The 23,786-nt window shown below is 36.0% G+C and carries 25 protein-coding genes; 14 read left to right on the top strand and 11 right to left on the bottom strand.

All coding sequences use genetic code 11. The annotated features are described in order from the left end of the window. The first annotated feature begins 79 nt into the window (after window positions 1–79). Entirely contained in the window at window positions 80–1,684 is a 1,605-nt protein-coding gene (locus NQ163_RS18535) for a fumarate hydratase (RefSeq protein WP_268191823.1), read from the top strand. A gap of 82 nt (window positions 1,685–1,766) precedes the next feature. On the opposite strand, the gene arfB is transcribed toward NQ163_RS18535, so the two are convergent. Next, complete coding sequence (gene arfB, locus NQ163_RS18530; protein ID WP_268191822.1) at window positions 1,767–2,186, bottom strand: alternative ribosome rescue aminoacyl-tRNA hydrolase ArfB; 420 nt, start codon at window positions 2,184–2,186, stop codon at window positions 1,767–1,769. 93 nt (window positions 2,187–2,279) lie between these two features. Then, window positions 2,280–3,482, bottom strand: coding sequence for a tryptophan synthase subunit beta (trpB, locus tag NQ163_RS18525; protein WP_268191821.1), 1,203 nt, complete (start codon window positions 3,480–3,482; stop codon window positions 2,280–2,282). A 358-nt stretch (window positions 3,483–3,840) separates the two neighbouring features. On the opposite strand from trpB, the gene NQ163_RS18520 reads away from it, so the two are divergent. The 10 genes from NQ163_RS18520 (at window position 3,841) to NQ163_RS18475 (ending at window position 9,631) form a co-directional block, all read left to right on the top strand. Next, entirely contained in the window at window positions 3,841–4,605 is a 765-nt protein-coding gene (locus NQ163_RS18520; protein WP_268191820.1) for an SDR family oxidoreductase, read from the top strand. 109 nt (window positions 4,606–4,714) lie between these two features. Further along, window positions 4,715–5,119 (top strand): DUF134 domain-containing protein, encoded by a 405-nt coding sequence (locus NQ163_RS18515; protein WP_120239686.1) that lies wholly within the window; start codon window positions 4,715–4,717, stop codon window positions 5,117–5,119. Between the two features lie 5 nt (window positions 5,120–5,124). Then, entirely contained in the window at window positions 5,125–5,442 is a 318-nt protein-coding gene (locus NQ163_RS18510; protein WP_268191819.1) for a NifB/NifX family molybdenum-iron cluster-binding protein, read from the top strand. A gap of 11 nt (window positions 5,443–5,453) precedes the next feature. After that, window positions 5,454–5,633 (top strand): DUF5320 domain-containing protein, encoded by a 180-nt coding sequence (locus NQ163_RS18505; RefSeq protein ID WP_268191818.1) that lies wholly within the window; start codon window positions 5,454–5,456, stop codon window positions 5,631–5,633. A 31-nt stretch (window positions 5,634–5,664) separates the two neighbouring features. Next, the gene (locus tag NQ163_RS18500; protein WP_268191817.1) at window positions 5,665–6,003 is read left to right on the top strand and encodes a NifB/NifX family molybdenum-iron cluster-binding protein; all 339 of its coding nucleotides are present in this window, start codon (window positions 5,665–5,667) and stop codon (window positions 6,001–6,003) included. Window positions 6,004–6,018: 15 nt separating this feature from the next. Then, window positions 6,019–6,864 (top strand): damage-control phosphatase ARMT1 family protein, encoded by an 846-nt coding sequence (locus tag NQ163_RS18495; protein WP_268191816.1) that lies wholly within the window; start codon window positions 6,019–6,021, stop codon window positions 6,862–6,864. A 131-nt stretch (window positions 6,865–6,995) separates the two neighbouring features. Then, entirely contained in the window at window positions 6,996–7,871 is an 876-nt protein-coding gene (locus NQ163_RS18490; protein WP_268191815.1) for an ATP-binding protein, read from the top strand. Then, a complete protein-coding gene (locus tag NQ163_RS18485; RefSeq protein ID WP_268191814.1) occupies window positions 7,864–8,748 on the top strand; it encodes a P-loop NTPase in 885 nt (294 codons plus the stop codon). The genes NQ163_RS18490 and NQ163_RS18485 overlap by 8 nt, the downstream gene beginning before the upstream one ends. Further along, window positions 8,745–9,155 carry an acyl-CoA thioesterase gene (locus NQ163_RS18480; RefSeq protein ID WP_268191813.1) on the top strand — a complete coding sequence of 137 codons (411 nt, stop codon included), beginning with the start codon at window positions 8,745–8,747 and terminating at the stop codon, window positions 9,153–9,155. Before NQ163_RS18485 ends, NQ163_RS18480 begins: the two co-directional genes overlap by 4 nt. 32 nt (window positions 9,156–9,187) lie before the next feature. Next, complete coding sequence (locus NQ163_RS18475) at window positions 9,188–9,631, top strand: DUF4405 domain-containing protein (protein WP_268191812.1); 444 nt, start codon at window positions 9,188–9,190, stop codon at window positions 9,629–9,631. 197 nt (window positions 9,632–9,828) lie between these two features. Here NQ163_RS18475 and NQ163_RS18470 read toward each other — a convergent pair whose 3' ends face one another. Beyond that, window positions 9,829–11,457 (bottom strand): SulP family inorganic anion transporter, encoded by a 1,629-nt coding sequence (locus tag NQ163_RS18470; RefSeq protein ID WP_268191811.1) that lies wholly within the window; start codon window positions 11,455–11,457, stop codon window positions 9,829–9,831. A gap of 358 nt (window positions 11,458–11,815) precedes the next feature. Here NQ163_RS18470 and NQ163_RS18465 point away from each other — a divergent pair, with 358 nt between their 5' ends. Beyond that, a complete protein-coding gene (locus NQ163_RS18465) occupies window positions 11,816–13,036 on the top strand; it encodes a threonine/serine ThrE exporter family protein (RefSeq protein WP_268191810.1) in 1,221 nt (406 codons plus the stop codon). A 39-nt stretch (window positions 13,037–13,075) separates the two neighbouring features. Here the strand turns inward: NQ163_RS18465 and NQ163_RS18460 are convergent, their stop codons facing one another. The 7 genes from NQ163_RS18460 to NQ163_RS18430 all read right to left on the bottom strand — a co-directional run bounded on the left by NQ163_RS18460 (window position 13,076) and on the right by NQ163_RS18430 (window position 19,072). Further along, the gene (locus tag NQ163_RS18460; protein WP_268191809.1) at window positions 13,076–13,537 is read right to left on the bottom strand and encodes a nuclear transport factor 2 family protein; all 462 of its coding nucleotides are present in this window, start codon (window positions 13,535–13,537) and stop codon (window positions 13,076–13,078) included. Window positions 13,538–13,695: 158 nt separating this feature from the next. Beyond that, window positions 13,696–14,415, bottom strand: coding sequence for a sulfite exporter TauE/SafE family protein (locus NQ163_RS18455; RefSeq protein ID WP_268191808.1), 720 nt, complete (start codon window positions 14,413–14,415; stop codon window positions 13,696–13,698). 3 nt (window positions 14,416–14,418) lie between these two features. Then, on the bottom strand, window positions 14,419–15,378 hold the full coding sequence (locus NQ163_RS18450; protein ID WP_268191807.1) for a YeiH family protein: 960 nt from the start codon (window positions 15,376–15,378) through the stop codon (window positions 14,419–14,421). A gap of 74 nt (window positions 15,379–15,452) precedes the next feature. Continuing rightward, window positions 15,453–16,340, bottom strand: a complete 888-nt coding sequence (locus NQ163_RS18445) for a LysR substrate-binding domain-containing protein (RefSeq protein WP_268191806.1) — start codon at window positions 16,338–16,340, stop codon at window positions 15,453–15,455. A 31-nt stretch (window positions 16,341–16,371) separates the two neighbouring features. Beyond that, window positions 16,372–17,154 carry an alpha/beta hydrolase gene (locus NQ163_RS18440; protein WP_268191805.1) on the bottom strand — a complete coding sequence of 261 codons (783 nt, stop codon included), beginning with the start codon at window positions 17,152–17,154 and terminating at the stop codon, window positions 16,372–16,374. Between the two features lie 126 nt (window positions 17,155–17,280). Next, window positions 17,281–17,847, bottom strand: a complete 567-nt coding sequence (locus NQ163_RS18435; RefSeq protein WP_268191804.1) for a GNAT family N-acetyltransferase — start codon at window positions 17,845–17,847, stop codon at window positions 17,281–17,283. A 151-nt stretch (window positions 17,848–17,998) separates the two neighbouring features. Then, on the bottom strand, window positions 17,999–19,072 hold the full coding sequence (locus tag NQ163_RS18430) for an alpha/beta hydrolase (RefSeq protein WP_268191803.1): 1,074 nt from the start codon (window positions 19,070–19,072) through the stop codon (window positions 17,999–18,001). 672 nt (window positions 19,073–19,744) lie between these two features. On the opposite strand from NQ163_RS18430, the gene purT reads away from it, so the two are divergent. Together purT and NQ163_RS20760 are read left to right on the top strand one after the other, a co-directional pair. After that, complete coding sequence (purT, locus tag NQ163_RS18425; protein WP_268191802.1) at window positions 19,745–20,914, top strand: formate-dependent phosphoribosylglycinamide formyltransferase; 1,170 nt, start codon at window positions 19,745–19,747, stop codon at window positions 20,912–20,914. 510 nt (window positions 20,915–21,424) lie between these two features. Then, on the top strand, window positions 21,425–22,255 hold the full coding sequence (locus NQ163_RS20760) for a YecA family protein (RefSeq protein WP_326493334.1): 831 nt from the start codon (window positions 21,425–21,427) through the stop codon (window positions 22,253–22,255). Window positions 22,256–22,517: 262 nt separating this feature from the next. Here NQ163_RS20760 and NQ163_RS18415 read toward each other — a convergent pair whose 3' ends face one another. Continuing rightward, entirely contained in the window at window positions 22,518–23,660 is a 1,143-nt protein-coding gene (locus tag NQ163_RS18415) for an FMN-binding protein (protein ID WP_268191801.1), read from the bottom strand. Window positions 23,661–23,786 lie beyond the last annotated feature (126 nt).

Raw genomic sequence — 23,786 nt, 5'->3', positions numbered from 1 at the left:
TGAGGAAATCATTTTGTTTTATCTTTGTCTGTATACTTCATTAAATAGAAATAACACACAAAATTTAAATTATCATATCATGTCCGAATTTAAATATCAGAAACCATTTCCGATAACAAAGGATACTACAGAATATCGTTTGTTGACGAAGGATTATGTATCAACAATTGATGTTGATGGAAGAAAAATTCTTAAGGTTGATCCTAAGGGATTAGAGATGTTGTCGAAAGCTGCATTCTCAGATGTTTCTTTTTATTTGCGTCCTGCTCACCTTGCAAAATTGCAAAACATCTTAAAAGATGAAGAAGCTTCAGATAACGATAAATTCGTTGCTCATACCATGTTGATGAACCAGGTAGTTGCTGCTGATGGTCAGTTGCCAACTTGTCAGGATACTGGTACTGCAATTGTGGTAGCAAAAAAAGGTGAGGATGTTTACACTGGTGCAAATGATGCTGAGCATCTTTCAAGAGGTGTTTATGAAACTTACCAGGAAAGAAACTTAAGATATTCTCAAGTTGTTCCTTTCAGCATGTTCGAAGAAAAGAACACAGGAAATAACTTGCCAGCACAGATTGATATCTATGCAAATCAAGGAAGCGAATATGAATTCTTGTTCCTAACCAAAGGAGGTGGATCAGGAAACAAAACTTTCTTGTACCAGCAAACCAAGGCTCTTTTGAACGAAGAGAACTTGACCAAGTTTATCAAGGAAAAAATTAAAGATCTGGGTACTTCTGCATGTCCTCCATACCACTTGGCTTTGGTAATTGGTGGTACTTCTGCTGAAGCAAACCTTGCTACAGTTAAAAAAGCATCTACTGGTTATTTCGATCATTTGCCAACAGAAGGTAATGAAGGTGGTCAGGCTTTCCGCGATTTAGAGTGGGAAAAGAAAGTAGAGCAAATCTGTCGTGAAAGTGAAATTGGAGCTCAGTTTGGTGGTAAATATTTCGTTCACGATGTGAAGGTAATTCGTTTGCCTCGTCACGCTGCTTCTTGTCCGGTTGGTATTGGTGTAAGCTGTAGTGCAGATAGAAATATCAAAGCTAAAATCAACGAGGATGGTATCTTCCTGGAGCAATTGGAGAAAGATCCGGTAAAATATTTGCCAGAAGAAGCTCCTGCAATGAAGGAAGCTGTTGATATCGATTTGGATCAGCCAATGGAAGACATCTTGAAGGAGTTGACCAAGTATCCAATCAAAACTCGTTTGAATCTTTCAGGAACTATGATTGTAGCCAGAGATATGGCACATATGAAAATTCAGGAAATCTTGGATGAAGGCAAAGAGATGCCTGAATACTTCAAGAATCACCCGGTATATTATGCAGGGCCAGCTAAAACCCCGGAAGGAATGGCTTCAGGTAGTTTCGGACCTACTACAGCAGGTCGTATGGACCCATATGTTGACGTGTTCCAAAAAGTTGGTGGTTCAATGGTTATGGTGGCAAAAGGTAACCGTTACCAATCAGTAACCGATGCTTGTAAAGCAAATGGTGGTTTCTATTTGGGATCAATTGGTGGACCAGCTGCTGTATTGGCTAAGAACAGCATTAAATCAATCGAAGTGATCGATTTCCCTGAATTGGGAATGGAAGCGGTTCGTAAGATTCGTGTAGAAAACTTCCCGGCATTTATTATTGTTGACGATAAAGGGAATGATTTCTTTGCAGATATGTAAAACCAAAATCAATATAAAAATGAAAGCTTGCATTTTATGCAAGCTTTTTTTTTATGAATGTCTATAGCTTATTGCTAACTGTTCACTGTAAATCAGGTTTTCTTCTACTTTCCTTCTTTTTCGAAACTTGTTGTTTATCAGTCTTTCGTTTTTCAATAGAAGCTCTTGTTGGGCGAGTTTTCTTTCTTGGTTTTACCGGTTTTAAAGCCAATTCAATCCATTGATAAAATTTCTGAATTGCAATTTCTTTATTCAAGATTTGAGAACGCTCAGTTTGAGCAGTTACCGATAATATGCCTTGACTATTGATGTGGTGATAAAGCTTTCTGAAAATGGTCTCTTTTTCCTCTTCTGAGAGGATGTTTGAATCAAACACGGAAAAACGCAATTCTACTTTTGAATTCACCTTGTTTACATTTTGTCCTCCCGGACCACTACTTCGCGAAGTGATAAATTCAAACTCTTTGCTCAGGTCTTTTGAAAATTTATAGTCATCTTTCATAGAAAGTAAAGATATATTCAATATTTGAAATAGAAAGGGATAGTATGAAAAATACTGCCCATTTGAGCAGCATTTTGACATATTTAACGTTCTTTATTCAGGTAATCCATATTTTTCAACAACAAAGTCAAGATCTTTGTCGCCACGACCGCTCAAATTTAATAGGATGGATTGACGAGGGTTTGCTTTGGCCAGTTTCAATGCATAGGCAACCGCATGCGAGCTTTCCAAAGCAGGAATAATACCTTCCGAACGGCTAAGCTCATAAAATGCATCAATGCACTCTTTGTCCGAAACAGAATGGTATTCTACCTTATTCCAATCTTTAAGCATTGAGTGTTCTGGTCCAACTCCAGGATAATCCAATCCACTTGCAACGGAGTATACAGGATCTGGTTGACCTTCTTCATCTTGCAAAAGATAACATTTAAAGCCATGAATCACTCCTGGTTTCCCAAATGTTAAGGTTGCAGCATGTTCTCCTTTATCGAATGATCTTCCTGCAGGTTCAACACCATGTAATTTACATTCCTTATCCTCTAAAAATGCAGAAAAAATTCCCATTGCATTACTACCGCCGCCAACACAGGCAACAACATTATCGGGAAGTTCACCTGTCATTTCCTGGAATTGATCTCTTGCCTCAATTCCAATAACTCTTTGAAATTCTCTAACCATCATAGGGAATGGGTGAGGACCAACAACAGAACCAATACAGTAAATCGTATTAACAGGATCTTTTAGGTAGGACTGAAAAGCAGAATCAACAGCCTCTTTCAGCGTTTTTAAACCATGCGTAACCGGAATTACAGTGGCACCCAGGATTTTCATGCGCATCACATTGGGATGCTCTTTGGCAATATCCACTTCACCCATATGGATTTCGCATTCCAAGCCAAAATAAGCAGCTGCTGTAGCCAAAGCCACACCATGCTGGCCGGCACCTGTCTCTGCAATCAATTTCTTTTTGCCCATGTATTTAGCAAGTAAGGCTTCTCCCATACAGTGGTTTAATTTATGGGCACCAGAGTGATTTAAATCTTCTCTTTTCAGATAGATTCTTCCTCCATATTTATTGGATAATCTGTTACAGTAGTATACAGGTGTTGGTCTACCTTGAAAATGCTTGCGAATACTTCTTAACTCAGAAATGAATTCATGAGATTTACTGATGGAATAATAGGCATCATTGATTTTCTGCATTTCTGCATTTAACTCTTCCGGAATATAACTTCCTCCATACTCCCCAAAATACCCTTTCTCGTCAGGATATGTCTTAAAATAATTGCTCGACATGTATTAAAATTTGGTTAATAATCTTTTGTGGTTTTTAATTATCAGCTCAAATATAGCAATCGGAATTGGTTTTGTTTATCCTTGCTGATTGTTGTATAACAAAAATGCAATGTCCCTTAAAAACTTCCAGCCCGGAATGCCATTGGAAAAGATTATAGACTACTCGCACCCGGATAAGAAATCGCAGAAACATTGCATTGCTGACAAAGGTAAAAAAATAACGATTCATCACATTTATCTTGTAGTGTTGATTTTTACTGAATTTTCTAAATAGGATTTAACTGCTTATTTACATTGCAATTGGATAGCGATATTTGTAATTTGTATAGATTCAATTTAAATAAAAACGGAGGTTGCGATGAGTGAATTAAAAGTATCCCCAAATGGGCGAGTTGCTTTTGTAAGTGGGGCAAATAGAGGAATTGGAAGGGCAATAACCATTGAATTGTTAGAAGCCGGAGCAAAAAAAGTTTATGCAGGTGTTAGAAATGTCAAGTCTCTCGATGATTTAAAACCAGAATATGGAGAGAGATTGGTACCAATTTTATTAGATCTTAAAAATGATAAGACGATTATTAGAGCGGCAAGGCAAGTAAAAGATGTTGAAATTTTAATTAATAATGCAGGAGTATATGATTCAGGAGGTTTTTTTTCGGATGATACATTAGATAGTTTATCTGATAATTTTGAAGTGAATGTTTGGGGATTGGTAAAACTCAGTACTTCCTTAATTGATCATTTGTTGAATAAACCATTTGCGGCAATAGTAAATGTTGCTTCGGTTTTAGGATTGGCAAGCATGCCCGTAGCTGGCACTTATTCTGCTTCAAAAGCGGCAGTTCATAGTATTACCCAAGGAATGCGAGGAGAGCTTCTAAATTCGAATGTACTGGTAATGGGTGTATATCCAGGTCCGATTGATACCGATATGACCAGAGATCTTGATATGGATAAAGATTCTCCACAGAATGTTGCAAAGAATATCATAACAGGATTAAAGAAGGGACAGGAATATGTATTCCCGGATATGATGTCGAAACAGGTTGGTGAATTGTACCTTACAGAGCCAATTACAGTAGAAAAGCAGTTTGCTCACTTTGTTTCAGAAGAGCAAGAAGCCTAATCAAGAATATAAGATGTTAAAGGAGAGATCAGTATTGATCTCTTTTTTTTGTGTTAAAAAATTTGCGAAATGAGAATATTCTCAATATGTTTGTTTTAAAATTACTGATATGCCACGACGTACAAGATTAAGAAAGGTTGTAGAACCTCCACGATTTAAAGGATATAGACCTTATGGTGTAAATTCTAAAAGACGAGAATCTATTGAATTGCTTTATGAAGAATATGAAGCCATTAAGTTGGCTGATTACGATTTGATGAATCATAAGGAAGCGGCAGAAATTATGGGAATTTCGCGTCCTACTTTTGCCAGAATTTATGAAGCGGCAAGAAGAAAAATTGCCCAGGCTTTAGTGGAAGCAAAAAATATCAAAACAGTATACGGCAATGCCATAATGGATAAGGATTGGTTTGTATGTAACAAATGTCACGCTCGTTTTAATATCCCTAAAACAATGACAAGTGACAAATGTCCTGCATGCAATTCCAATGATATAGAATCTTTAAATAAATAAGATAGATGAAAACAATAATAACAGCAACAGGAAAAGGAGAAGAGAAACTATTTGATTTACGTTTTGGACGTGCAGCTTGGTTCTGCATTTACGACGATGAAACAGACAATATGGAATTCTTCGAAAACAAACATGTAGATGCACCATCAGGAGCAGGAGGTAAAGTAGTTGAAGAAGTTTTAGAGTGGGGAGTATCAAGAGTAATTTCAGGTGATTTTGGACCTAAAGCGAAGGACTTATTGGAAAAGTTCGATATACAAATGGTGATCCTGAAAGATGATCGCAAAACCATTAAAGAGATCGTAGAGAATTTTAAATCATAAAACAATTTGTTATGCCACGAATGGATAGAACCGGCCCCGAAGGAAAAGGTTGTAGAACGGGTCGCGGATTAGGAAAATGCCGAAGTAAAGATGACGGAACATTACTAGATAAGCTAGGCACAGGTTTAGGCTTGAAAAGAAAGAGTGGCGGTGGATTAGGTAAGCAAAGAAGGAATAAAAGCGGAGAATAGATAATCTCTAAAAGAATTAAAATCATAAACAATGAAAAAGAAAATCGCAATACCAGTAAAGGAAGGCGTATTAGATTCGCATTTTGGACATTGTAGCCATTTTGCATTAATTGATGTTGAAGGAAAAGAAATAATTGCAGAGGAATTGGTGGAAGCACCCCCACATGTACCAGGAAAATTGCCACCATTTTTGGCTAATCTTGGAGTAACTGATGTTCTTGCAGGAGGAATGGGAGCAAGAGCCATTGAAATATTTAACGCCAATAGCGTGAATGTTTTTGTAGGAGCTCCAGCATTGCAAGCTAAAGAGTTGGTTACTGGTTTCTTAAATGAAAGCATTGAATTTAACGCCAACTGTTGCAATCACTAATAACCTTAGTTTAATATGAATTCAGAATGTTTAGCTTGTCAGGCTAAAACAATAAATCATATTGCAAATAAATTCGGATCAGATCAGAAAGCGACTGCTAAATTTAAAGAGGAAGCAAATTACATTGTTGCCAATAGTCAGTCGCTTCCTACTCCTTATTCTGGTTTATTACTACATCGTCTGGCAAAGAGAATTTTTAAGACCGAAAATTTATATGCCAACGAAAAGCTAAAGGCAAATAAACTTCTTCAACTGAATTATTCGCATTGGAAATCTCTTGTTTCAAAATCTGAAAACCCTTTGTATGTAGCGGCTAAGTTAGCTGTAATTGGCAATATTATTGATTATGGAGCTCATTCGGTTCCCGATGATATTGATTCAGAAATTAAGCATCTTTTGAAAAAGGAATTCGCATTAAATGAGAGTGAAGAAATGTTTGAGGCAATAAAAAATGCCAAAACGGTTCTTTACTTAGGCGATAACGCAGGAGAAATTGTTTTTGATAAACTCTTTATTGAGACTTTAAATCATCCCAACTTAATCTTTGTGGTAAGAGGGGAACCCATTATCAATGATGTTACTTTCGAAGACTCTCAGTTTGTAAAAATGGAGGAGGTGTGCAAGGTGATCTCCAATGGTCATGATGCCCCTTCAACGCTGTTGGAAAATTGTTCAAGCGAACTCCAAAACTTATACAGGGATGCTGATGTGGTGATATCCAAAGGACAAGGAAATTTGGAAGGTCTTTTGGATGAAAAAAGGGACAAGTTGTTTTTCATGCTAATGGCAAAATGTGATTTAATAGCGGCCAGGCTTGGGGTGAAGAGAAGAGATTTAGTGATTAAGCAAAACAAGAAATAATACCGATTATTAATCAGTAAAAATAATTTGTGCATTTTACTTCAAATGGTTAACTGATTACATATCGGCATTATACCTAAATAATTCGAGAGCATTTAACAGCTTTCTATCTAAAAAAATGGGATAAGATTATGAGCTATAAAATAGCCGTTTGCAGTGGAAAAGGAGGAACGGGTAAAACTACCCTTGCGGTTAATCTTTTTTCTACCATACAAACGAAGTGGACAAAACGTGTACAGTTAATCGATTGTGATGTGGAAGAGCCTAACGATTTGTTGTTCTTTAAGGATGCCAAAATAATGAACCGCTCAATAGTAAATCAACTTGTTCCTGTAATTGATGAATCGCAATGTACCTTTTGCCGCAAGTGTGAAGAGTATTGTGAATTCAATGCCATATCAATCATTCCATCGGTAAAATATGCATCAGTTGATCCCAACATGTGCCATTCTTGTGGTGCCTGCTTGCATGCTTGCAAGTTTGGCGCAATTCAGGAGTATCAGCATCCGATTGGCGAGTTAACTAGCTTTTCAAGAGGAAATCAAATGGATATTCTTGAAGGAAGTCTTAAAATTGGCTCCCCGATGCAAACAAAAATCATAAAGGAATTAAAGGCAAATGCATGCGATGAATCGGATATTTTAATTTACGATGCTCCTCCGGGAACTAGTTGCCCGGTTGTAGAAACTGTTTCCGCTGCAGATTTTGTCATTTTGGTAACTGAGCCTACACCTTTTGGACTATACGATTTGCGCCTGACTGTTGATCTGATGAAGGAAATGCAGAAAGATTTTGGAATTGTTGTAAACAAAGCAGGATTGGGCGATAGAGAGGTGTATGCTTACATTAAAGAGGAAGACATTGAGCTATTGGCTGAAATTCCATTTAATCGTGAGTATGCTGGTCAATATGCACAGGGTAAACTTCTTTCTGATGTTCCACCTCTGATTGAACAGGAATACCTAAAACTGGCAATTTATCTGAAAAACAGAATGAATCATGATTGAAATAACAATACTAAGTGGGAAGGGTGGAACAGGTAAAACTGGCATTACAGCGGCTTTTGCAAGTTTGGCAAAGAATACTGTTTTTGCTGATATCGATGTTGATGCACCAGATTTACATCTGATTTTGAAGCCGGAAGTTAAGGAAGAGAATCAATTTTTGGGCGCAAGAATTGCCACAATCGATAGACAAGTATGTACCAATTGTGCTTTGTGTAAAAAGGAATGTAGATTCGATGCAATTCACTATAGAGCAGAAGGAGGTTTGGAGGTAAATCCTTTCGAATGTGAAGGATGTCGCCTTTGTGAGAGGATTTGTCCTGTTCAGGCAATCAGTTCAGAACACAGTACCAACAATTATTGGTTCGTTTCCAATACTAGATTTGGAAGCATGTTACATGCTAAAATGGGGCCAGGAGAGGAGAACTCAGGAAAACTGGTTACCACGGTAAGAAAAAATGCCAAGGAAATGGCACGTGAACAAAATGCTGATTTTCTTTTGAATGATGGTCCTCCTGGAGTTGGTTGCTCTGCAATTGCTTCACTTACCGGAGTAGATAAGGTGATATTGGTAACTGAGCCTAGTAAATCTGGTTTTCATGATGCAGTAAGACTAATTGAATTGGTTCAGAAGTTTAATATCCCATTGTATGCCGTGATTAACAAATGTGATATCAATACGGAGATAACGAAGCAAATGGAAAGCTTCTTTCTTACACAAGGCATTCAACTTTTAGGAAAAATTCCATTTAACGAAGAGATGGTACATGCCATTGTAAATCAGAAATCAATCGTTGAATATCGACCAGATTCGGAAATTGCAGGGAAGATTGAGGAAATGTGGAACAAAGTAACTGAACCAATTAAAGAATTGAAATGATAGAAGGAGAGTGTCGAATAAGACCAAGATATGGAGAGGTAGATCAGATGGGTTATGTGTATCATGCCAATTATGTAGATTATTGTCATTTTGCGCGAACCGAGTTGATGCGGTCATTTGGGATAAATGATAAGGTGTTGGAAGAGAATGGAATTATGATGCCGGTAATCGAAATGAATCTGAAGTATAAAAAGCCAACTGGCTACGATGAAGAATTATTGGTGATTACAAGAATTCCAGAAATTCCTTTAACTCGATTTAAGTTTAATTTTGAGTTTAGAAATCAAAACAACGAATTGGTTTGCAAGGCAAATTCAACTCTGGCTTTCGTTAAAAGTGATAGTCGTAAACCAATAAAAGCACCTGAAATGGTATTAAATAGCTTAAAAGAAGCCTTTGTAATGTAAGGGGTACTTTATAATTCTTAAAAATACTTAGTATGAGCAAAATGAAATTAAATATTTGGATTGATTTACTGCTACTATTATGCTTTTCGCTTGTAGTTGGAATCGGCTTTTTGATTAAGTATGTGTTAATTTCAGGCCAGGAAATTTGGGCAAAATATGGTACACAGCTTCATTTGGAATTTTTAGGGATGAACAGACATGAATGGGGTAATATTCATTTGATTTGTGGGGTAATTATGATATTTCTATTGGTTTTGCATATCGTTTATCATTGGAATCTGATAAAAACAATTTTTGCCAAATTTATGGGCTTATCAGGAGGTACTTTGGCAGGAATAAGTGTTTTCTTGCTAATTTGCTTGTCTTTTATTCTTTTGCCATTTTTCATTAATCCTCAAGTATCGGAGCAAGCAAGAGCAAATAAACATTATCAGATTGAGAAAAGAATGCATAAGCATCAATCTCAAGTTAAATAGCAAATGATATACTATTTAAATTGGTAATGATGCAAAATATAACTTACAATAACGATAGTAGCGTGATCATGTCCTTAATATTTGGCTTATTGTATTGGCATGATTAAAACAAAAGCAGGATCAGTTGATCCTGCTTTTTTCATTACATACCAAATTGGTATTAAGCTGTGATAATATTTTAAATCGAACTCAGTTTATTAGATTTTTTCTTTAGCACGTTTTAGTGCTTCTTCAAAGTTGTCACAAATGTCCTTCTCAGAAATAAAGTCGGCAATTTCACACCTTTCCAGCTCAAGTCTTACTTCTTTATTTACGCCAGACAAAATGACCTTTGTTTTACGGTTGGAAAGATTTTTAATTATTTCTGTAAAATTTCTAATTCCCGTAGCATCTATAAAAGGAACGTGTCGCATTCTGATGATTAAAACTGAGGTAGAATGCTTAAGTTCTCGTAAGGTTTCCTGGTATCTTTTGGCAGCAGCAAAAAAGAAAGGACCACTAATTTCATAAATCTCTATCTCTTTTGGGATAAGATTGTAATTCTGAATTTCATCGGTTTCAGTTTCAACAGGCATTACACCATTAATTTTTGACATGCGATACATGAAAATTAAAGCAGCCAAAACAATTCCAAATTCAATTGCTACAGTAAGGTCAACCAATACGGTTAGGAAGAATGTAGTTAGCAAAACGATGATGTCGAAACGCGATCCTTTCAATATAGAACGGAACGAACGCCATTCGCTCATATTGTAGGAAACAACAATCAGAATACCTGCTAAACATGACATCGGAATCAGTTTTGCCCACTTACCAAATACCAACATGATTAACAGAAGTGTTAATGCATGAACAATTCCGGCAACAGGAGTACGTCCTCCATTTTTTACATTGGTAGCAGTTCTCGCAATGGCACCGGTTGCAGGAATCCCACCAAAAATAGGAGAGAAGATATTGGCAATACCTTGAGCAATCAATTCGGTGTTGGAGCGATGATTTCCACCAATCATACCATCGGCAACTACAGCTGAAAGCAAAGACTCAATTGCACCCAAAATGGCAATGGTTAAAGCAGGTTGAAAATAGTTGTGCACCAAACTCCAATCGATATTGGGCATGTCAAATGAAATGGAGTTAGGTATTTCTCCATATATCGATTCTATTGTATTTACAGGCAATTCTAAAACTTGAACCAGTACAGTCATGGTAATAATGGCAATAAAGGATCCAGGAATTTTTGGAATTAGTTTTCCTGCATATAAACTGATTAAAATGGTTCCAACACTGATGGCAATGGCATAAACATTAAGACTATCCAAATTCGAGAAATAACACATCCATTTCTCAATAAACTCTGAAGGAACGGAATCAATATCCAAACCAAATGCAGACTTGATTTGAGTAGAGAAAATTACCAGGGCAATACCAGATGTAAAACCAACAATTAAGGGATGCGGAATAAATTTGAGGATTGCACCCAGGCGCAGTAAGCCAAAAAGAACGAGAATAATACCTGCCAGAAAAGTAGATATCATTAAGCCATCTAATCCATACTGACTTACAATACCATAAACAATAACGATAAAGGCTCCTGTAGGTCCTCCAATTTGAACCCTGCTACCACCTATAAGCGAAATTAAAAATCCGGCAATAATTGCAGTAATCAAACCTTTTTCGGGAGAAACACCCGAAGCAACAGCGAAGGCAATTGCCAGCGGAAGAGCAACAATACCTACAATTATACCAGCGAATAAATCTTTTTGAAAAGATTGAGAATTATAGCCTTTTAAAACTGAGAACAGTTTAGGCTTGAAGATAGATTTCATTTAAATTTGATTTAGTTACCAAGTAAAACTCCAAATTTCTATTTCAATCATTCAGAATTTTACATGGTATAATTAAGCTGCAAAAGTAATGCTAAACGGCTCTCGTTGTTCTCTGTTATTGATAAATTTTTGGATTCCTACTTATATTTTATTTAAGGACAAAATTGTCTGTAATTGTTTGATTATTAGGTAAAGGTTTTAGCCGTTTGATCTATTGTAAATTAGAGTGTAGAAAGGTGAATTCTTATAAATAAAAGCAAGTGTAAAATAAGATAACCAAATGAGATAGATAAATTGTATTTTTGTGCGATTTTAGGTTTCAATAGCAGTATAACTGTTTTTTAATTGTAAGAGAAGAATGCAAATACCTCAGAAATACAAATTCATTGTTCAGCTTGGAAAAGCTCTACATACTTATGGTGTTCCATCGTATAAATCTCAGATTTATTTAAACGAAATTGCCGAAAAGAAGGGGATCAAAGGCAGTTTTATGGATACGCCTACCTGGATCAACTACGTATTTTACGAGGAAGATGATCATACCTACAACTATGTGGAATGTGTACCACCGGGAGAATTAAATTTGGGAGCATTATCCCAAATCGTGGAAATTACCAATAATGTATTGTCCAATAAAATTAGCTTTGCAGAAGCCAAACAGGCCATTGAGAATATAAAATCCGCTCCTCTGGGCTATGGCAAACTTACCGAACTGTTTGCTTTTATGACATCTGCCGGAGCTTTTAGTATTATTCTGGATACAAGCTGGGCTTCTGCACTTCTTGCATTTTTACTTGGGGCAGTGGTATATGGAATTACCTTGTTGGCACAAACATCAAGTTATGTGCGTAGTACATTGGAATCGCTTGTAGCATTTACCGTTACCATTATTACGGGTTTATTGGCCTTAAAATTTGAGCAGATCAATATTTCCATGACAATTTTGGCTTCAATTATTGTTTTTATCCCGGGATTATCCATCACTACTGCATTAGAGGAAATTACTTCCCGCAGTTTGGTTTCCGGAACCGCAAAACTCTTTGATGCATTGGTTTCCTTATTCAAGCAATTCTTTGGCGTTGTTCTGGGACTTGCAGTACTTTCCAGTTTTGTAGATCTGAAACCCAATGATGTTGTAAACGATGTGCCCAATTGGATAGATTATTTTGCGATAATCTTACTTGCCTTAAGTTTACTACCCGTATTTAAAGTACGTCCCAAAGACTTGTTGTTTTGTGTGATAGCAGGATTTGCAAGTTACTACACCACAACATTATTCGATTTTACGGGTATCCTGATTAGCATTTTTATTGGAACAATTGTAGCGGTAAGCTGTAGTAAACTATTTAGTAAGATTACAAAAGCGCCTGAATTGGTTTATTTGGTTCCGGGAATAGTTATGCTGGTGCCAGGCAGTAAGGCATTTATAGGCTTGAGTAGTGTGTTTTTAAATGCAGGAAATACCTACAGCAATATGGGTGAACAAATCCTGTACATATTTATGGGAATTATTGGAGGCCTTATTTTCTCTGGTAGTTTTATTGATAGAAAAAACACGCCAGTGTCGAATCAAAAATAAAAAAGGAGAAAGTTTTCTGCTTTCTCCTTTATATCAGCTTTATTTCTTTTCTGGGATTTTGTAGTAGATTTTATTTACCATTTTCCAACCATTCGGAAATTTATACAAAGAAATATAATCTACGTAAGTAAGTTTAGTACCAACAAAAAATTGGATTTTAGCTACTGCAGCATTCCCGGTAATGTCGATGTTCTCGAATTTTACACTTACCTTTTTGTCGCCTGTTCGAGGAAACTTGCCATCAGCTTTTTTCTTTTTGGTTTTCTCTTTCCATTGATCGATAGGAAGGCTCCACATGCTATTTTCTTTACCAATTCCAATTAAACGGAAGTCAGGATGGATTCCTGAATCAATCTTCTCTAAATCACCTTCATTCTGAAGACCATCAACATAAGCGGTTTGAATTACATTTTTAATTGCTTCTTTTTCTTTTTTAAGATCTTTAGCAAAAACTCCTGAGCTAAGCACTACTGCTACTAACAAGAACAATACTTTTTTCATTTTTTTGACTTTTTAGGATGAGTAAAATAATTGGTGAAGTTTGAATGATGGTAAATAGCAGAATCATTTTGGATACCTAAATATATAACAATTCAAGATTTGTTACAAAGAATTTTTCTAAACTCTGAAATAAGTACAAGAATCAGCAAAAGGATTAATTAACGAATTAACAAGAGGAAACAAGAAATCAAAGTAAGTAGGATATTGATGGTACGAAAACTCTTGATTGGAATGATACCATTAAAATATTTGCCCACTATGGTTCCTGCTAACAAGATGGGAGAGAAGAGCAATGATAATTTTAAGGCCTGTGGAGTAAGCCACCCAACATGGTAGTAACCTGCAATTGCAATTACTGCTGTTACAACACTAAACCATGCAAATATCTCTCTAAACTGTTTGTTGTCTACATTTGCCCTGTTCAGAAAAAGGGCCAAAGGAGGTCCACTAATGGAGATAATTCCGGTTATTGTTCCAATAATAGCCCCAACAATTGGATACACATATGCAGGCAAAACAGCATTTTTTTTATTGCTTTTGATGAAAGACAAGAAGGTGATCACCAAAAATACCACTCCCGAAAAGTGAACCAAACGATTGGCATTTACATGCTTTAAAACCAAAACTCCAATAAGCGTAAAAATTCCTCCTGATACGATTAAGGACATGGATGCTTTATCAATTAATGGTTGGTTTTTCTTCTGTAAGATGATAAATACTGAGGCAACAAGATTGCAAATCATGAGAACCGGGATAATTTCTTTGGGTGCGTACCATGTCAATAAAATCGGTAAAGAAATTAGTGCAAAACCAAAACCGCTTACTCCCTTAATCAAACTCGAAATTATTACGGTAAGAAAGATATAGATATTTGGCATGATTTAATGTATTAAAAAGAACAATGAACCTACAGCTATCACACCCCAAAGAATAATGCCAAGCGCAAAACTTTTAACGCCCGATTTTCTAATTTCACCAACACTGATATTCGAACCGATTAGGAACAAAGCAATTAACATTCCACGTTTGCCCAGCCAGCTAAAGTGTTCGTAACTTGCCTGGTAAGTGGGAAATGTATTGGCAAAAACAATGGTAAGAACGAATAGCAGGATGAACCATGGAAAATGGATGGATTTCTTTTCCCCACTTCGATTCATAAATGCAATAAGTATCGATAAAGGGATAATCCATAAAGCACGAATAAGTTTAACAGTGGTGGCAATTTGCAAGGCTTTTTCGCCGTAAATTGCACCTGCGCCAACTACCGAGCTGGTATCGTGAATGGCTATAGCAGCCCAATTGCCAAAGGTTTCCTGGCTTAAGCCCAACTGATGTCCAAGAAAAGGAAATAATAACAATGCAATTGCATTCAACACAAAAACCACAATAAGCGCAAAAGAGTTTTGGTAATTTTTGCTATTAAGAACAGGGGCAACGGCCGCTATGGCACTACCTCCGCAAATTGCCGTTCCACAGGCAATTAGCAGGCTAATGTTCTTTTCAACCTTAAGTAGTTTTCCCAGAAATATACCCAGTAGCATTACCACCGTTACCGAAATTGCTGTTTCAATAAAACCATTTTTCGATGATGAGATCACGGCAGACAAACTCATTCCAAAACCCATTAAAACGATAGATGCTTGTAATACTTTAGATGTATAATGGTGTAGGCTTTCATGCTTTATTCCCAGAAAGGAAAATACCAGTCCAACACAGAGTGCTATAGCCGGAGACATAAAGGGCATAAAACACAAACAAACAATAGTTAAATAAGGCCAATTGAAACTCTTGAATTGATTTCCAATACCAATGGTACTTTTTACAGCTTTAATCGCATTCATACTAATACTTTTTTGTTTACAAAAGTATCATGGAACTATAATCAAAGCAAATATCAATTGGTTATCTGGTATAACTACAGGTTATATCCAAGAAGGAAGTTTTCAAACAATTCAACTTGTCTGCTTTTGTGACCCATTTTGAATGCAATTCGAAATTTACGAGGAATATGCAAACCTGTTACCTTTATTTCAACAAGTGTTTTCAGATACAATTCGGTTTTAACAGCTTGTTCTGAAACAATTGCCAGTCCATCAAAATCAAGCAGAAAGTTCTTAATCGATTCGGTGCTTCCCAAATGAATGGGCACATTAAGATCTTCAAAATCCAGGTTCTGTTTCAACAAAGCTTCTTTAATCACTTCAAGTGTACCCGATCCTTTTTCTCTCAGTACAACAGGAAACTGAAGCAAATCATTTTTGCTTATGGTTTTACGTTTTGAATAGATGCTATTGCCACCAGTTACCAAAATCAGTTCATCATCAAGAAAGCTTTTGTATCGTATCCCTGACTGAGAGGAGTGATTTTCAACCAAGGCAATATCAACCTTATTGTTTAGCAAAAGCTGCTCCATATCAAAAGAATTGCCATTGATAAGGTGAATATTCACTTTAGGATATCGCTTGTGAAAGGAGGCAATGATTTTGGGAATAAGATACTGCGATATGGTTGAACTGGCCCCAATGATAAAATCACCCGAGATATCATGGTTCAATTGACTGATTTCAAATTCAAGCTCCCGATATTGTTGTTCAATCTGTTTGTATGAATTGTATACAATTTTTCCTTTGCGGGTAAGGAAAATTTTATTCCCCTTACGTTCAAATAAATTCGTATTGAATTTGATCTCTAATTCCTTGATATGTTTGGTTACTGCAGGCTGACTAATGTTTAAATCATTGGCAGCCTTAGAAAAACTTAGGTTCTCAGCAACGGCAATAAATACAGTATCTCGATAATCCACTTGTGAATGCTTTAGCTTTTTTTATTCTTCTTTAATTTCCATAGAACATCATATATTTTTCCATATTGGATTTAATGTACTCAACATTGTGATGTCCTTCGCAAATATGATTTTGAGATTCAACTCCTCTTGATTTTAATATTTTATCCAGAATAGAACAACCCTTATAAAATTCTCCTTCATCCTGGCTTCCGGCATCAAGATAAACTTTAAAATCACAACATTTCATTTCTTCTGCAATTTTAATCGGGTCATATTTATCCCAGTTCTCCTTTTTTTGAAAATATGCTTTATCTTCTTCCTCGAGTTGTAATTCTATGGCTGGCATATGTCCTCCAACTTTAGAAAATAAATGGGGATGACGAAAAGCGTTGTGAAGTGCGATGTATCCACCAACAGATGCTCCTCCAATATACCTTCCGGTTCTATTTTTTATGGTTTTATATTTATTGTCAATTTCGTTGATTACTTCATTTATAAAATAATCTTCATACATTCCATTATTTATTATTCTACCCAATGGGTCTTTCTCTTCTTTGTATACAAGTGATGAATTTAAACCTCTGGCATTGTCTAAATTCGGGCAGACAATAATCATTGAGTTTATCTTTTGATTTGCAATTAATTTATCTGCAACTATATTTAATTCAGCTTCTGTTAAAATGTTTTCATTTCCATTTCTCCCATGATGAAAGTATAGTGTTGGAAAACTATCTTTCTCATTGTAATCACTGGGTAAGTAGACCGAAACATTCATTTCTTTCTTTAAATTCTTACTTCCGATTTTAATATTTTCAATGATAGATTTTGTCATATTCTAATTCAATTGGCAAGCCATTGGTCAGCATGTATTTGATGTCAAACAAAGATAAATTGTAATGGGAAGTGACCAATGACCCGCTGGATCCTTTCAAAATGTTTTTGTTGCAATAATTTTCACTTATCTGATCCCGGTTGGTTTTCGCTGAAGGTGTTTCATTTTCTTTCCTGCCAATACTTTTCTTCCAACAAGTTTAAAGCCTAAATTTAGATATAGTTTTTCAGCTTTTGGCTTGTCTTCATCAACCAGTAAGCCCAGTGTTTGTTGCTTGGAATCATACTTATGAATTACATATTGTAATAATTTTGTTCCTATTCCTCTCCCTTGTTTATTTGCGTTTACCCCAAAAGAATCAATATAATATTCTCCTTGTTGAGTTTCATCATTAGGAGTAAATTCTGCATCGAAATGTTTTCTAATGTATTGTATAACGGGATTTCTGAATTCATGAAGTTTGCCCCCATCATAAATATTGATAGAGCCTTCAATTCCATCCTCGCTTTCTGCTACCAAACAATTCTGATAGGAATACTGATTGCTTTCTCTCTCTATAAAATAACGTAAAAATTCTTTTGCCACTTTAGCATCTTTTATCCCAATAAATTCATAAAGAATATCCTCCATAGCAAGAAATAAGTGCTCTGAAATAATACTGGAATCTTCTTTTGTTGCTTTTCTAATTCTCATTTTTTAAAGATTGTCTAACGGTTTGTGCATGGTGCGTTGCGGATTTTGGTAGACATTCATATTCTACAAGGCGGAACGCCAATTCGGGAAGTGGGTTTGAATAGCCTCACAAGCCTGCAATGCATCTTGCACTTTATTAGCGCTAATAATGTTATTCTTTTTTATCTAATTCTTTTATCTTTTCAAGAATAATTTCATTTTTCGTTTCATCAAATATCAACTGATATGCTTTTCTTGCAAAGGTATCTTTTCCTTTATTTCTTAACTCATCGGCAATGTCAATTATTATTTCTGATTCTTCATTAAAAAAGTCAGTATCTTTTTGAGCAATGAATTCTATTACATCCAACACATTGTCATAATTTCCAGCATTCAGATTAATAAGTAAGTTTGGCATAAATACTGACTCTCCAATTTCAATTTTGTTCCCAAGTTGGCTATTCAATTCATTTATATATTCAACTATTAAATGAATATTTTCATTTAATAAACTATCCGGGATTGTTGAAAATGATTTATAGAAATTGTAAGCCCTGCAAAAACCGGTATATTCATTCGTTTCATGTGTCTCATCTGTTAACACCTCATATTTCCAATTAAGATTTTTAATTTTTAAAGAATCCAATGTGTCATATAAACAATTATTAGCTTTTTCTAATTGCTCATAATTTTCTCTAGACCCGATGTTGAAATACAAATATCTTTGTTTTGAAAAATCAGTTTTAATAACTGTAGAATCTAACATGTGTATGGTTGGGCTTGTAGCAATATAAAACGAAAAAGAATTAGGCAATCGACTGAAAATATCCATTACAAAACCTCCTGATATTGAATGTCCTGAGATAAATTTTATGGGACTTGAATTATAGTTGGTTTTTACAAATGGAATTAATTCTTTTTTCAGAAAATTTAAATAGTCATCCCGATTGTACTTTCCTGTAAAACATTTTTTAGGATCATTATTTTCAATTCCAATCACAATGAATTCACCCTGACAGATAGCAGATCTAAAATCATTTGGAGTGGAACTAATTAAATAAATTGTTGGATATGACTTGGTTTTATAGTCGTTTGGAAAGTGTACAAAAACTCTTTTATTCTCGTTCAAAATTTTTGATTCAAATTCCATGACTTTTCCATTGGGTATACTTTCAATTTTCAATTGAGAAAATAAACTTCCTGATGAAAGGATAATAATTATAAATAAAGAAGTCAATTTTATCATTGTGTAGTTTTTTTCATTATTACCATTATCGGTTCGAATATGCGTAGTGCGGGATTTCAATATGCTTCACTCTTAAATCGTTACATTGTTTATTAAGTGCTTTAAGGTTTAAACTTACCAAATCTTCACGCATTACGTATATTTTTTGTGTGTGCCCTGCATGAGCAAGAGCACACTTATCTCTAAGCTCTCGAAAAAGATTAAATATGCAAATATTTCATAAAAAGAGCTAACAATAAGTATGTTATTTTTCCAGAGGGTGTATGTCCCTTATTGGAGAGTTGGTGAAGCCAATTAGCAAGCTGCAAGCTTGTTTCGGGCGACCGTTAGAGTGTACTGGAACGAAGTGGAGATCATGACCGAAGGGAATAAGAAGCAGGACTGCAAATATCTGTACCGAAAGACAGAACAAAGTGAGCCCGGAATGCCCGTGAAAATGAGGAATGAATAATATGGTTTGATTCCATCTGTTTTGAGACAAAAGATATCCTTCATTGCGTTAGCGAAACACTTGCTTACTTTCATTAAGCGATATTATATTTGCCATCATTTTAAAAACTTCACCAATCATTACTCATACTTATCAATTCATAACTAGAAACTATTATTTTTGCAGCTTAAACAACCAAACACGAATTTATAAATCCATTATCTAATTAGAAAGACACATTTATGCTAAAAAAGATTTTACTTTTAGGATCAGGTGAACTGGGAAAAGAATTTGTAATCGCGGCTCGGCGATTGGGGCAGCAGGTAGTAGCAGTTGATAGTTACGAAAATGCACCAGCCATGCAAGTGGCAGATCACTTCGAGGTAATCAACATGTTGGATGGAGCTGCCTTGGATGCCGTGGTGGCTAAGCATCAACCTGACCTAATTGTACCGGAAATTGAAGCAATACGTACCAAAAGATTTTACGATTACGAGAAGCAGGGAATTCAGGTTGTGCCAAGTGCCAAAGCAGCAAACTTTACCATGGACCGAAGAGCCATTCGCGATTTGGCTGCCAAAGAGCTTGGATTAAGAACTGCAAAATACCTGTATGCAACCTCGCTTGAGGAAATGTATACCGCAGTAGAAGAGGTAGGCATGCCTTGCGTTGTAAAACCTTTGATGTCATCTTCAGGAAAAGGACAATCGGTAGTAAAATGTCAGGATGATATTCAAGAAGCCTGGGAAATTGCAGGAGCAAAGGGCAGGGGCGATTCAGGTGAAGTAATTGTAGAGGCCTTCGTGAAATTTACCTCAGAGATTACCTTGTTAACCGTAACACAGCAAGATGGTCCAACGCTATTTTGTCCAGCAATTGGGCATGTGCAAGAGCGAGGCGATTATCAGCAAAGTTGGCAACCAGCCTTAATCTCAGAGGCAGATGTAAAAGCTGCTCAGGAAATGGCCGATAAGGTAACTGCAGCATTGGGTGGCGCAGGCATTTGGGGAGTAGAATTCTTCATTTGCGAAGATGGAGTAGTATTCTCGGAGTTATCACCACGTCCGCATGATACAGGAATGGTTACATTGGCAGGAACACAAAACTTCTCGGAGTTTGAGTTGCATTGTCGTGCCGTATTGGCTTTGCCAATTCCTGAAATTACCTTGGAAAGAGTAGGAGCAAGCTCTGTAATTCTTGCCAAAGAAGAAGGAGTAAATCCTTATTTCGAAGGATTAGAGCAGATTGCGGTATATCCAAAATCAGACTTCAGATTGTTTGGAAAACCAACAACTCGCGAGTACCGAAGAATGGGAGTTACCCTTGCTTACAATTCTGTTGATACCGATGTAATGGCAACAGTAGAAAAAGCTAAGGAAATGGCTGCTTTGGTAAGCGTAAAAAACAAGTAACAGATCCCAAAAGATATCAACAAGAGGCGCAAGTTTTTGCGCCTTTTTTTATTTTCTTAAAAATATATTTTTGAAACATTTTATTTCGTCGCATAATTCATCCAGACCAAATAACACCACAATTGCGACGATAATAATTCGATGATATTTAACCCAGGGTGACGGTCGTTTTTACTCCCTTGCCCTGGGCTGAATGATGTTTGCCTTTCAAACAATTTTTTCATTAAGGAGAAAGATAGAATGAAGTGTTGGTATTCTCTAAATCTCCTCACCTTAATCCTTTCCTTGAGTACATCTTTAACATGTGAATTAAATGGTGTAACTCCTACGGAGTACCAAATGAATCTATAGAACATTGCTACAATCATGTAATCGCTACGCGATAATAATTGGAACATGTAATACCATTAAAAAATTAGATCTTTATTCTGAAAAACATCTAGCAAGATTTCTTTTCTACTATTCTACCTTTTTACTTTTCTTTATCTTTGCGGCCTAAACATGAAAGATATGATCCGATCAATAAAACAAGCATTCGATATAATAGACAGCAAAGTAACTGGTATTCCTTACGAAGCTATCGACTACCTAAGAAATCACGAAACTTGTGATGAGTTGAATGAAAAGCTGGTATATGCACTTAAAAATGCCTATAGCGGGAAGGCTTATTATTCAGAGAAGCACAGGATAATGTTGCCAGCACCTTTGTGGTATGCAGTGGTTGCTGAAAAACATTTATCCGAAGAGCTTTTCGAGCCTTTATTGGAAATGTTTACTACCGAGGAAGATTGGGATGTAATGAACGAACAAGCAGTGTATTTGGTTGGATTGTTGGCCAAAGCATTTCCTGGTGCATTTTTAGAGAAAGTCTTATTCTTTATTGAAGAAAACATCAGGAAGGAAAACAAAACCCCATACATTTTCTGTTTCGAAGCATTATACTATGCGCAGGATAATCATTTTGAGAGAATCCATGCCATGCTGGATATGGAGAATTTCCATTGGGTAGATCACTACGTAAGAGTATTGGGTGATTTAATGCGAAAGGATACGCTTGCAAAATTCAAGGAGATTCTGCCAAAGTTCGAAGGAAAGCATACTGCTGTTGAATTACAGTACTACATTGATGTAATGGAAGGGAAGATTACCGACTTTCAAAAAGGAGTAGCTTTCTGTGAAATGCGTGATCCGGAGTGGAAGAATCATTACCAACATATGGAGCAGATGTTTGCAACCTCACAATCGCCAATACAGCAAGAAGTAAAGGTCAATCGTAACGATGCCTGTCCTTGTGGGTCAGGAAAGAAGTACAAGAATTGTTGCTTGCAGAAACTGTCGTAAAAAGAGATGATAAGCTGTCTTTCTAAGATATATATTTTTAATCGAACTCAGCTTAATAGATAAGAGAATAATAAAACGGTTTTACTACAATTGTGGTAAAACCGTTTTTTAATAAACCCAAGCGCCAACTACAAGTTTATATGTCCTAAGCTGAAATATTCATGTCATTATCTTTTACATCTTACTAGCAATATAGAGTAGTATGGATAAAAGACAAATTGCATAAAGTGCAAATCCAGCCAATGTTTCCTTTTTAATATTTTTAAGCATCTTGTTTGTGTTTTTGAATCAGCTGTTTAACTTGATTTCTCCTGGCAATTACCCAATTTAAAATACCACCTACGGGACAAAAGAATCGGCAAAAGAAATTCGAAAAGAACAATGCCCCTATGAGTGCTGTAGGTAAAATATACCACTGTATGCCTTCGCCTTTTAAAGAGAACAATATTGCAAAGGGTTCATAAGACGATAAGCTAGGATTTTGTGATATAAAGATCAGGATCAGAGACAACCAAATCAGGAATTTTGGAGTAAAAGCCAAAGCTTTCCCAAGTGATTGATCCATTTTAATATTAATTCCAGATATCTGATGCAACAACATTTGACTGGCTCTAAATGGACAAATGGCTGTGCAATACACATTTTTACCCCAAATAATGATCAAGCTTAAGGTTGCAGCAACCAAAAGCCACCAACTTAAATGAGTATGGATATCCGGAAAGTATTCCAATAATATTCTTCCAAAGTGTGTCAGCGAAAGCGAGGCATTAAAAAGAAAGCCAATAAACACCAAGCCTAAAAACAGGTTGAAATATATCAGTTTCTTACTCTTAAAATAGATTGCCAAAAAGGCAATGATAATGATTAGTGCAACAATTCCCTCTTTGGGTGTAAGCTTCCAGCTTTTCTCAATTCGTGGAGTTTCAAGCAGAAATACCTTATGAGCAATTTGGTAGGAAGCATCACGCGCAGCATTGGCAATGGCCAGCGAACTCACCGTTGCTCCCGATACGGCTTCTACATCCTTTTTTAATTGAAATCCATCATTCAAACTTTTCTCTTCGTATTGTTGGTAGTATTTCTTATTGGAGAGTTTTGCTACAAATGACGGAGTTTCAAAACTTTTAATTAGCTCTGTTCCAATAATTGAACCACTGGTGTCGCTTACAACCGCTAACTGCAATGGTCCACCATAACCTTGAGATGAACCTGTTGATAAATATCCGTAAAGCTTTTCGTTTTTATAAAGGGGATATACTCCTTCCTTTGCTTCTTTCAGTTGAAGATCTTCAGCTTGAAGTATTTTTAAATGTTCAAGCTCATGGGTGTGATCGGTAAAGATGATACCATAGCAAAAAGCTATGCCCAGGCTTATCCAGGCGATCCAATTGATATATTTTTTCATCTGTTTAAATTTATCTTCATTTGTCAGATGGTCCCGAATTCTATGGATAAACCAAACAATTCAGGTTAAAATTTTATTTAATTATGCTGCTGCAAAATTTAACATGTAGTAGTTCTTGTCATATTC

It is taken from the genome of Marinifilum sp. D737 (genome assembly GCF_026672275.1).
In the GTDB taxonomy this organism is placed as follows: domain Bacteria; phylum Bacteroidota; class Bacteroidia; order Bacteroidales; family Marinifilaceae; genus Marinifilum.
The sequence above is the reverse complement of the archived record's forward strand: the minus strand, read 5'-3'. Positions and strand labels throughout refer to the sequence as shown.

Bases quoted from the DNA above. Each gene is read 5' to 3' on its own strand.
- NQ163_RS18535 (WP_268191823.1), top strand. From the start codon at position 80: ATGTCCGAATTTAAATATCAGAAACCATTTCCGATAACAAAGGATACT.
- arfB (WP_268191822.1), bottom strand. From the start codon at position 2,186: ATGAAAGATGACTATAAATTTTCAAAAGACCTGAGCAAAGAGTTTGAA.
- trpB (WP_268191821.1), bottom strand. From the start codon at position 3,482: ATGTCGAGCAATTATTTTAAGACATATCCTGACGAGAAAGGGTATTTT.
- NQ163_RS18520 (WP_268191820.1), top strand. From the start codon at position 3,841: ATGAGTGAATTAAAAGTATCCCCAAATGGGCGAGTTGCTTTTGTAAGT.
- NQ163_RS18515 (WP_120239686.1), top strand. From the start codon at position 4,715: ATGCCACGACGTACAAGATTAAGAAAGGTTGTAGAACCTCCACGATTT.
- NQ163_RS18510 (WP_268191819.1), top strand. From the start codon at position 5,125: ATGAAAACAATAATAACAGCAACAGGAAAAGGAGAAGAGAAACTATTT.
- NQ163_RS18505 (WP_268191818.1), top strand. From the start codon at position 5,454: ATGCCACGAATGGATAGAACCGGCCCCGAAGGAAAAGGTTGTAGAACG.
- NQ163_RS18500 (WP_268191817.1), top strand. From the start codon at position 5,665: ATGAAAAAGAAAATCGCAATACCAGTAAAGGAAGGCGTATTAGATTCG.
- NQ163_RS18495 (WP_268191816.1), top strand. From the start codon at position 6,019: ATGAATTCAGAATGTTTAGCTTGTCAGGCTAAAACAATAAATCATATT.
- NQ163_RS18490 (WP_268191815.1), top strand. From the start codon at position 6,996: ATGAGCTATAAAATAGCCGTTTGCAGTGGAAAAGGAGGAACGGGTAAA.
- NQ163_RS18485 (WP_268191814.1), top strand. From the start codon at position 7,864: ATGATTGAAATAACAATACTAAGTGGGAAGGGTGGAACAGGTAAAACT.
- NQ163_RS18480 (WP_268191813.1), top strand. From the start codon at position 8,745: ATGATAGAAGGAGAGTGTCGAATAAGACCAAGATATGGAGAGGTAGAT.
- NQ163_RS18475 (WP_268191812.1), top strand. From the start codon at position 9,188: ATGAGCAAAATGAAATTAAATATTTGGATTGATTTACTGCTACTATTA.
- NQ163_RS18470 (WP_268191811.1), bottom strand. From the start codon at position 11,457: ATGAAATCTATCTTCAAGCCTAAACTGTTCTCAGTTTTAAAAGGCTAT.
- NQ163_RS18465 (WP_268191810.1), top strand. From the start codon at position 11,816: ATGCAAATACCTCAGAAATACAAATTCATTGTTCAGCTTGGAAAAGCT.
- NQ163_RS18460 (WP_268191809.1), bottom strand. From the start codon at position 13,537: ATGAAAAAAGTATTGTTCTTGTTAGTAGCAGTAGTGCTTAGCTCAGGA.
- NQ163_RS18455 (WP_268191808.1), bottom strand. From the start codon at position 14,415: ATGCCAAATATCTATATCTTTCTTACCGTAATAATTTCGAGTTTGATT.
- NQ163_RS18450 (WP_268191807.1), bottom strand. From the start codon at position 15,378: ATGAATGCGATTAAAGCTGTAAAAAGTACCATTGGTATTGGAAATCAA.
- NQ163_RS18440 (WP_268191805.1), bottom strand. From the start codon at position 17,154: ATGACAAAATCTATCATTGAAAATATTAAAATCGGAAGTAAGAATTTA.
- NQ163_RS18435 (WP_268191804.1), bottom strand. From the start codon at position 17,847: ATGAGAATTAGAAAAGCAACAAAAGAAGATTCCAGTATTATTTCAGAG.
- NQ163_RS18430 (WP_268191803.1), bottom strand. From the start codon at position 19,072: ATGATAAAATTGACTTCTTTATTTATAATTATTATCCTTTCATCAGGA.
- purT (WP_268191802.1), top strand. From the start codon at position 19,745: ATGCTAAAAAAGATTTTACTTTTAGGATCAGGTGAACTGGGAAAAGAA.
- NQ163_RS20760 (WP_326493334.1), top strand. From the start codon at position 21,425: ATGATCCGATCAATAAAACAAGCATTCGATATAATAGACAGCAAAGTA.
- NQ163_RS18415 (WP_268191801.1), bottom strand. From the start codon at position 23,660: ATGAAAAAATATATCAATTGGATCGCCTGGATAAGCCTGGGCATAGCT.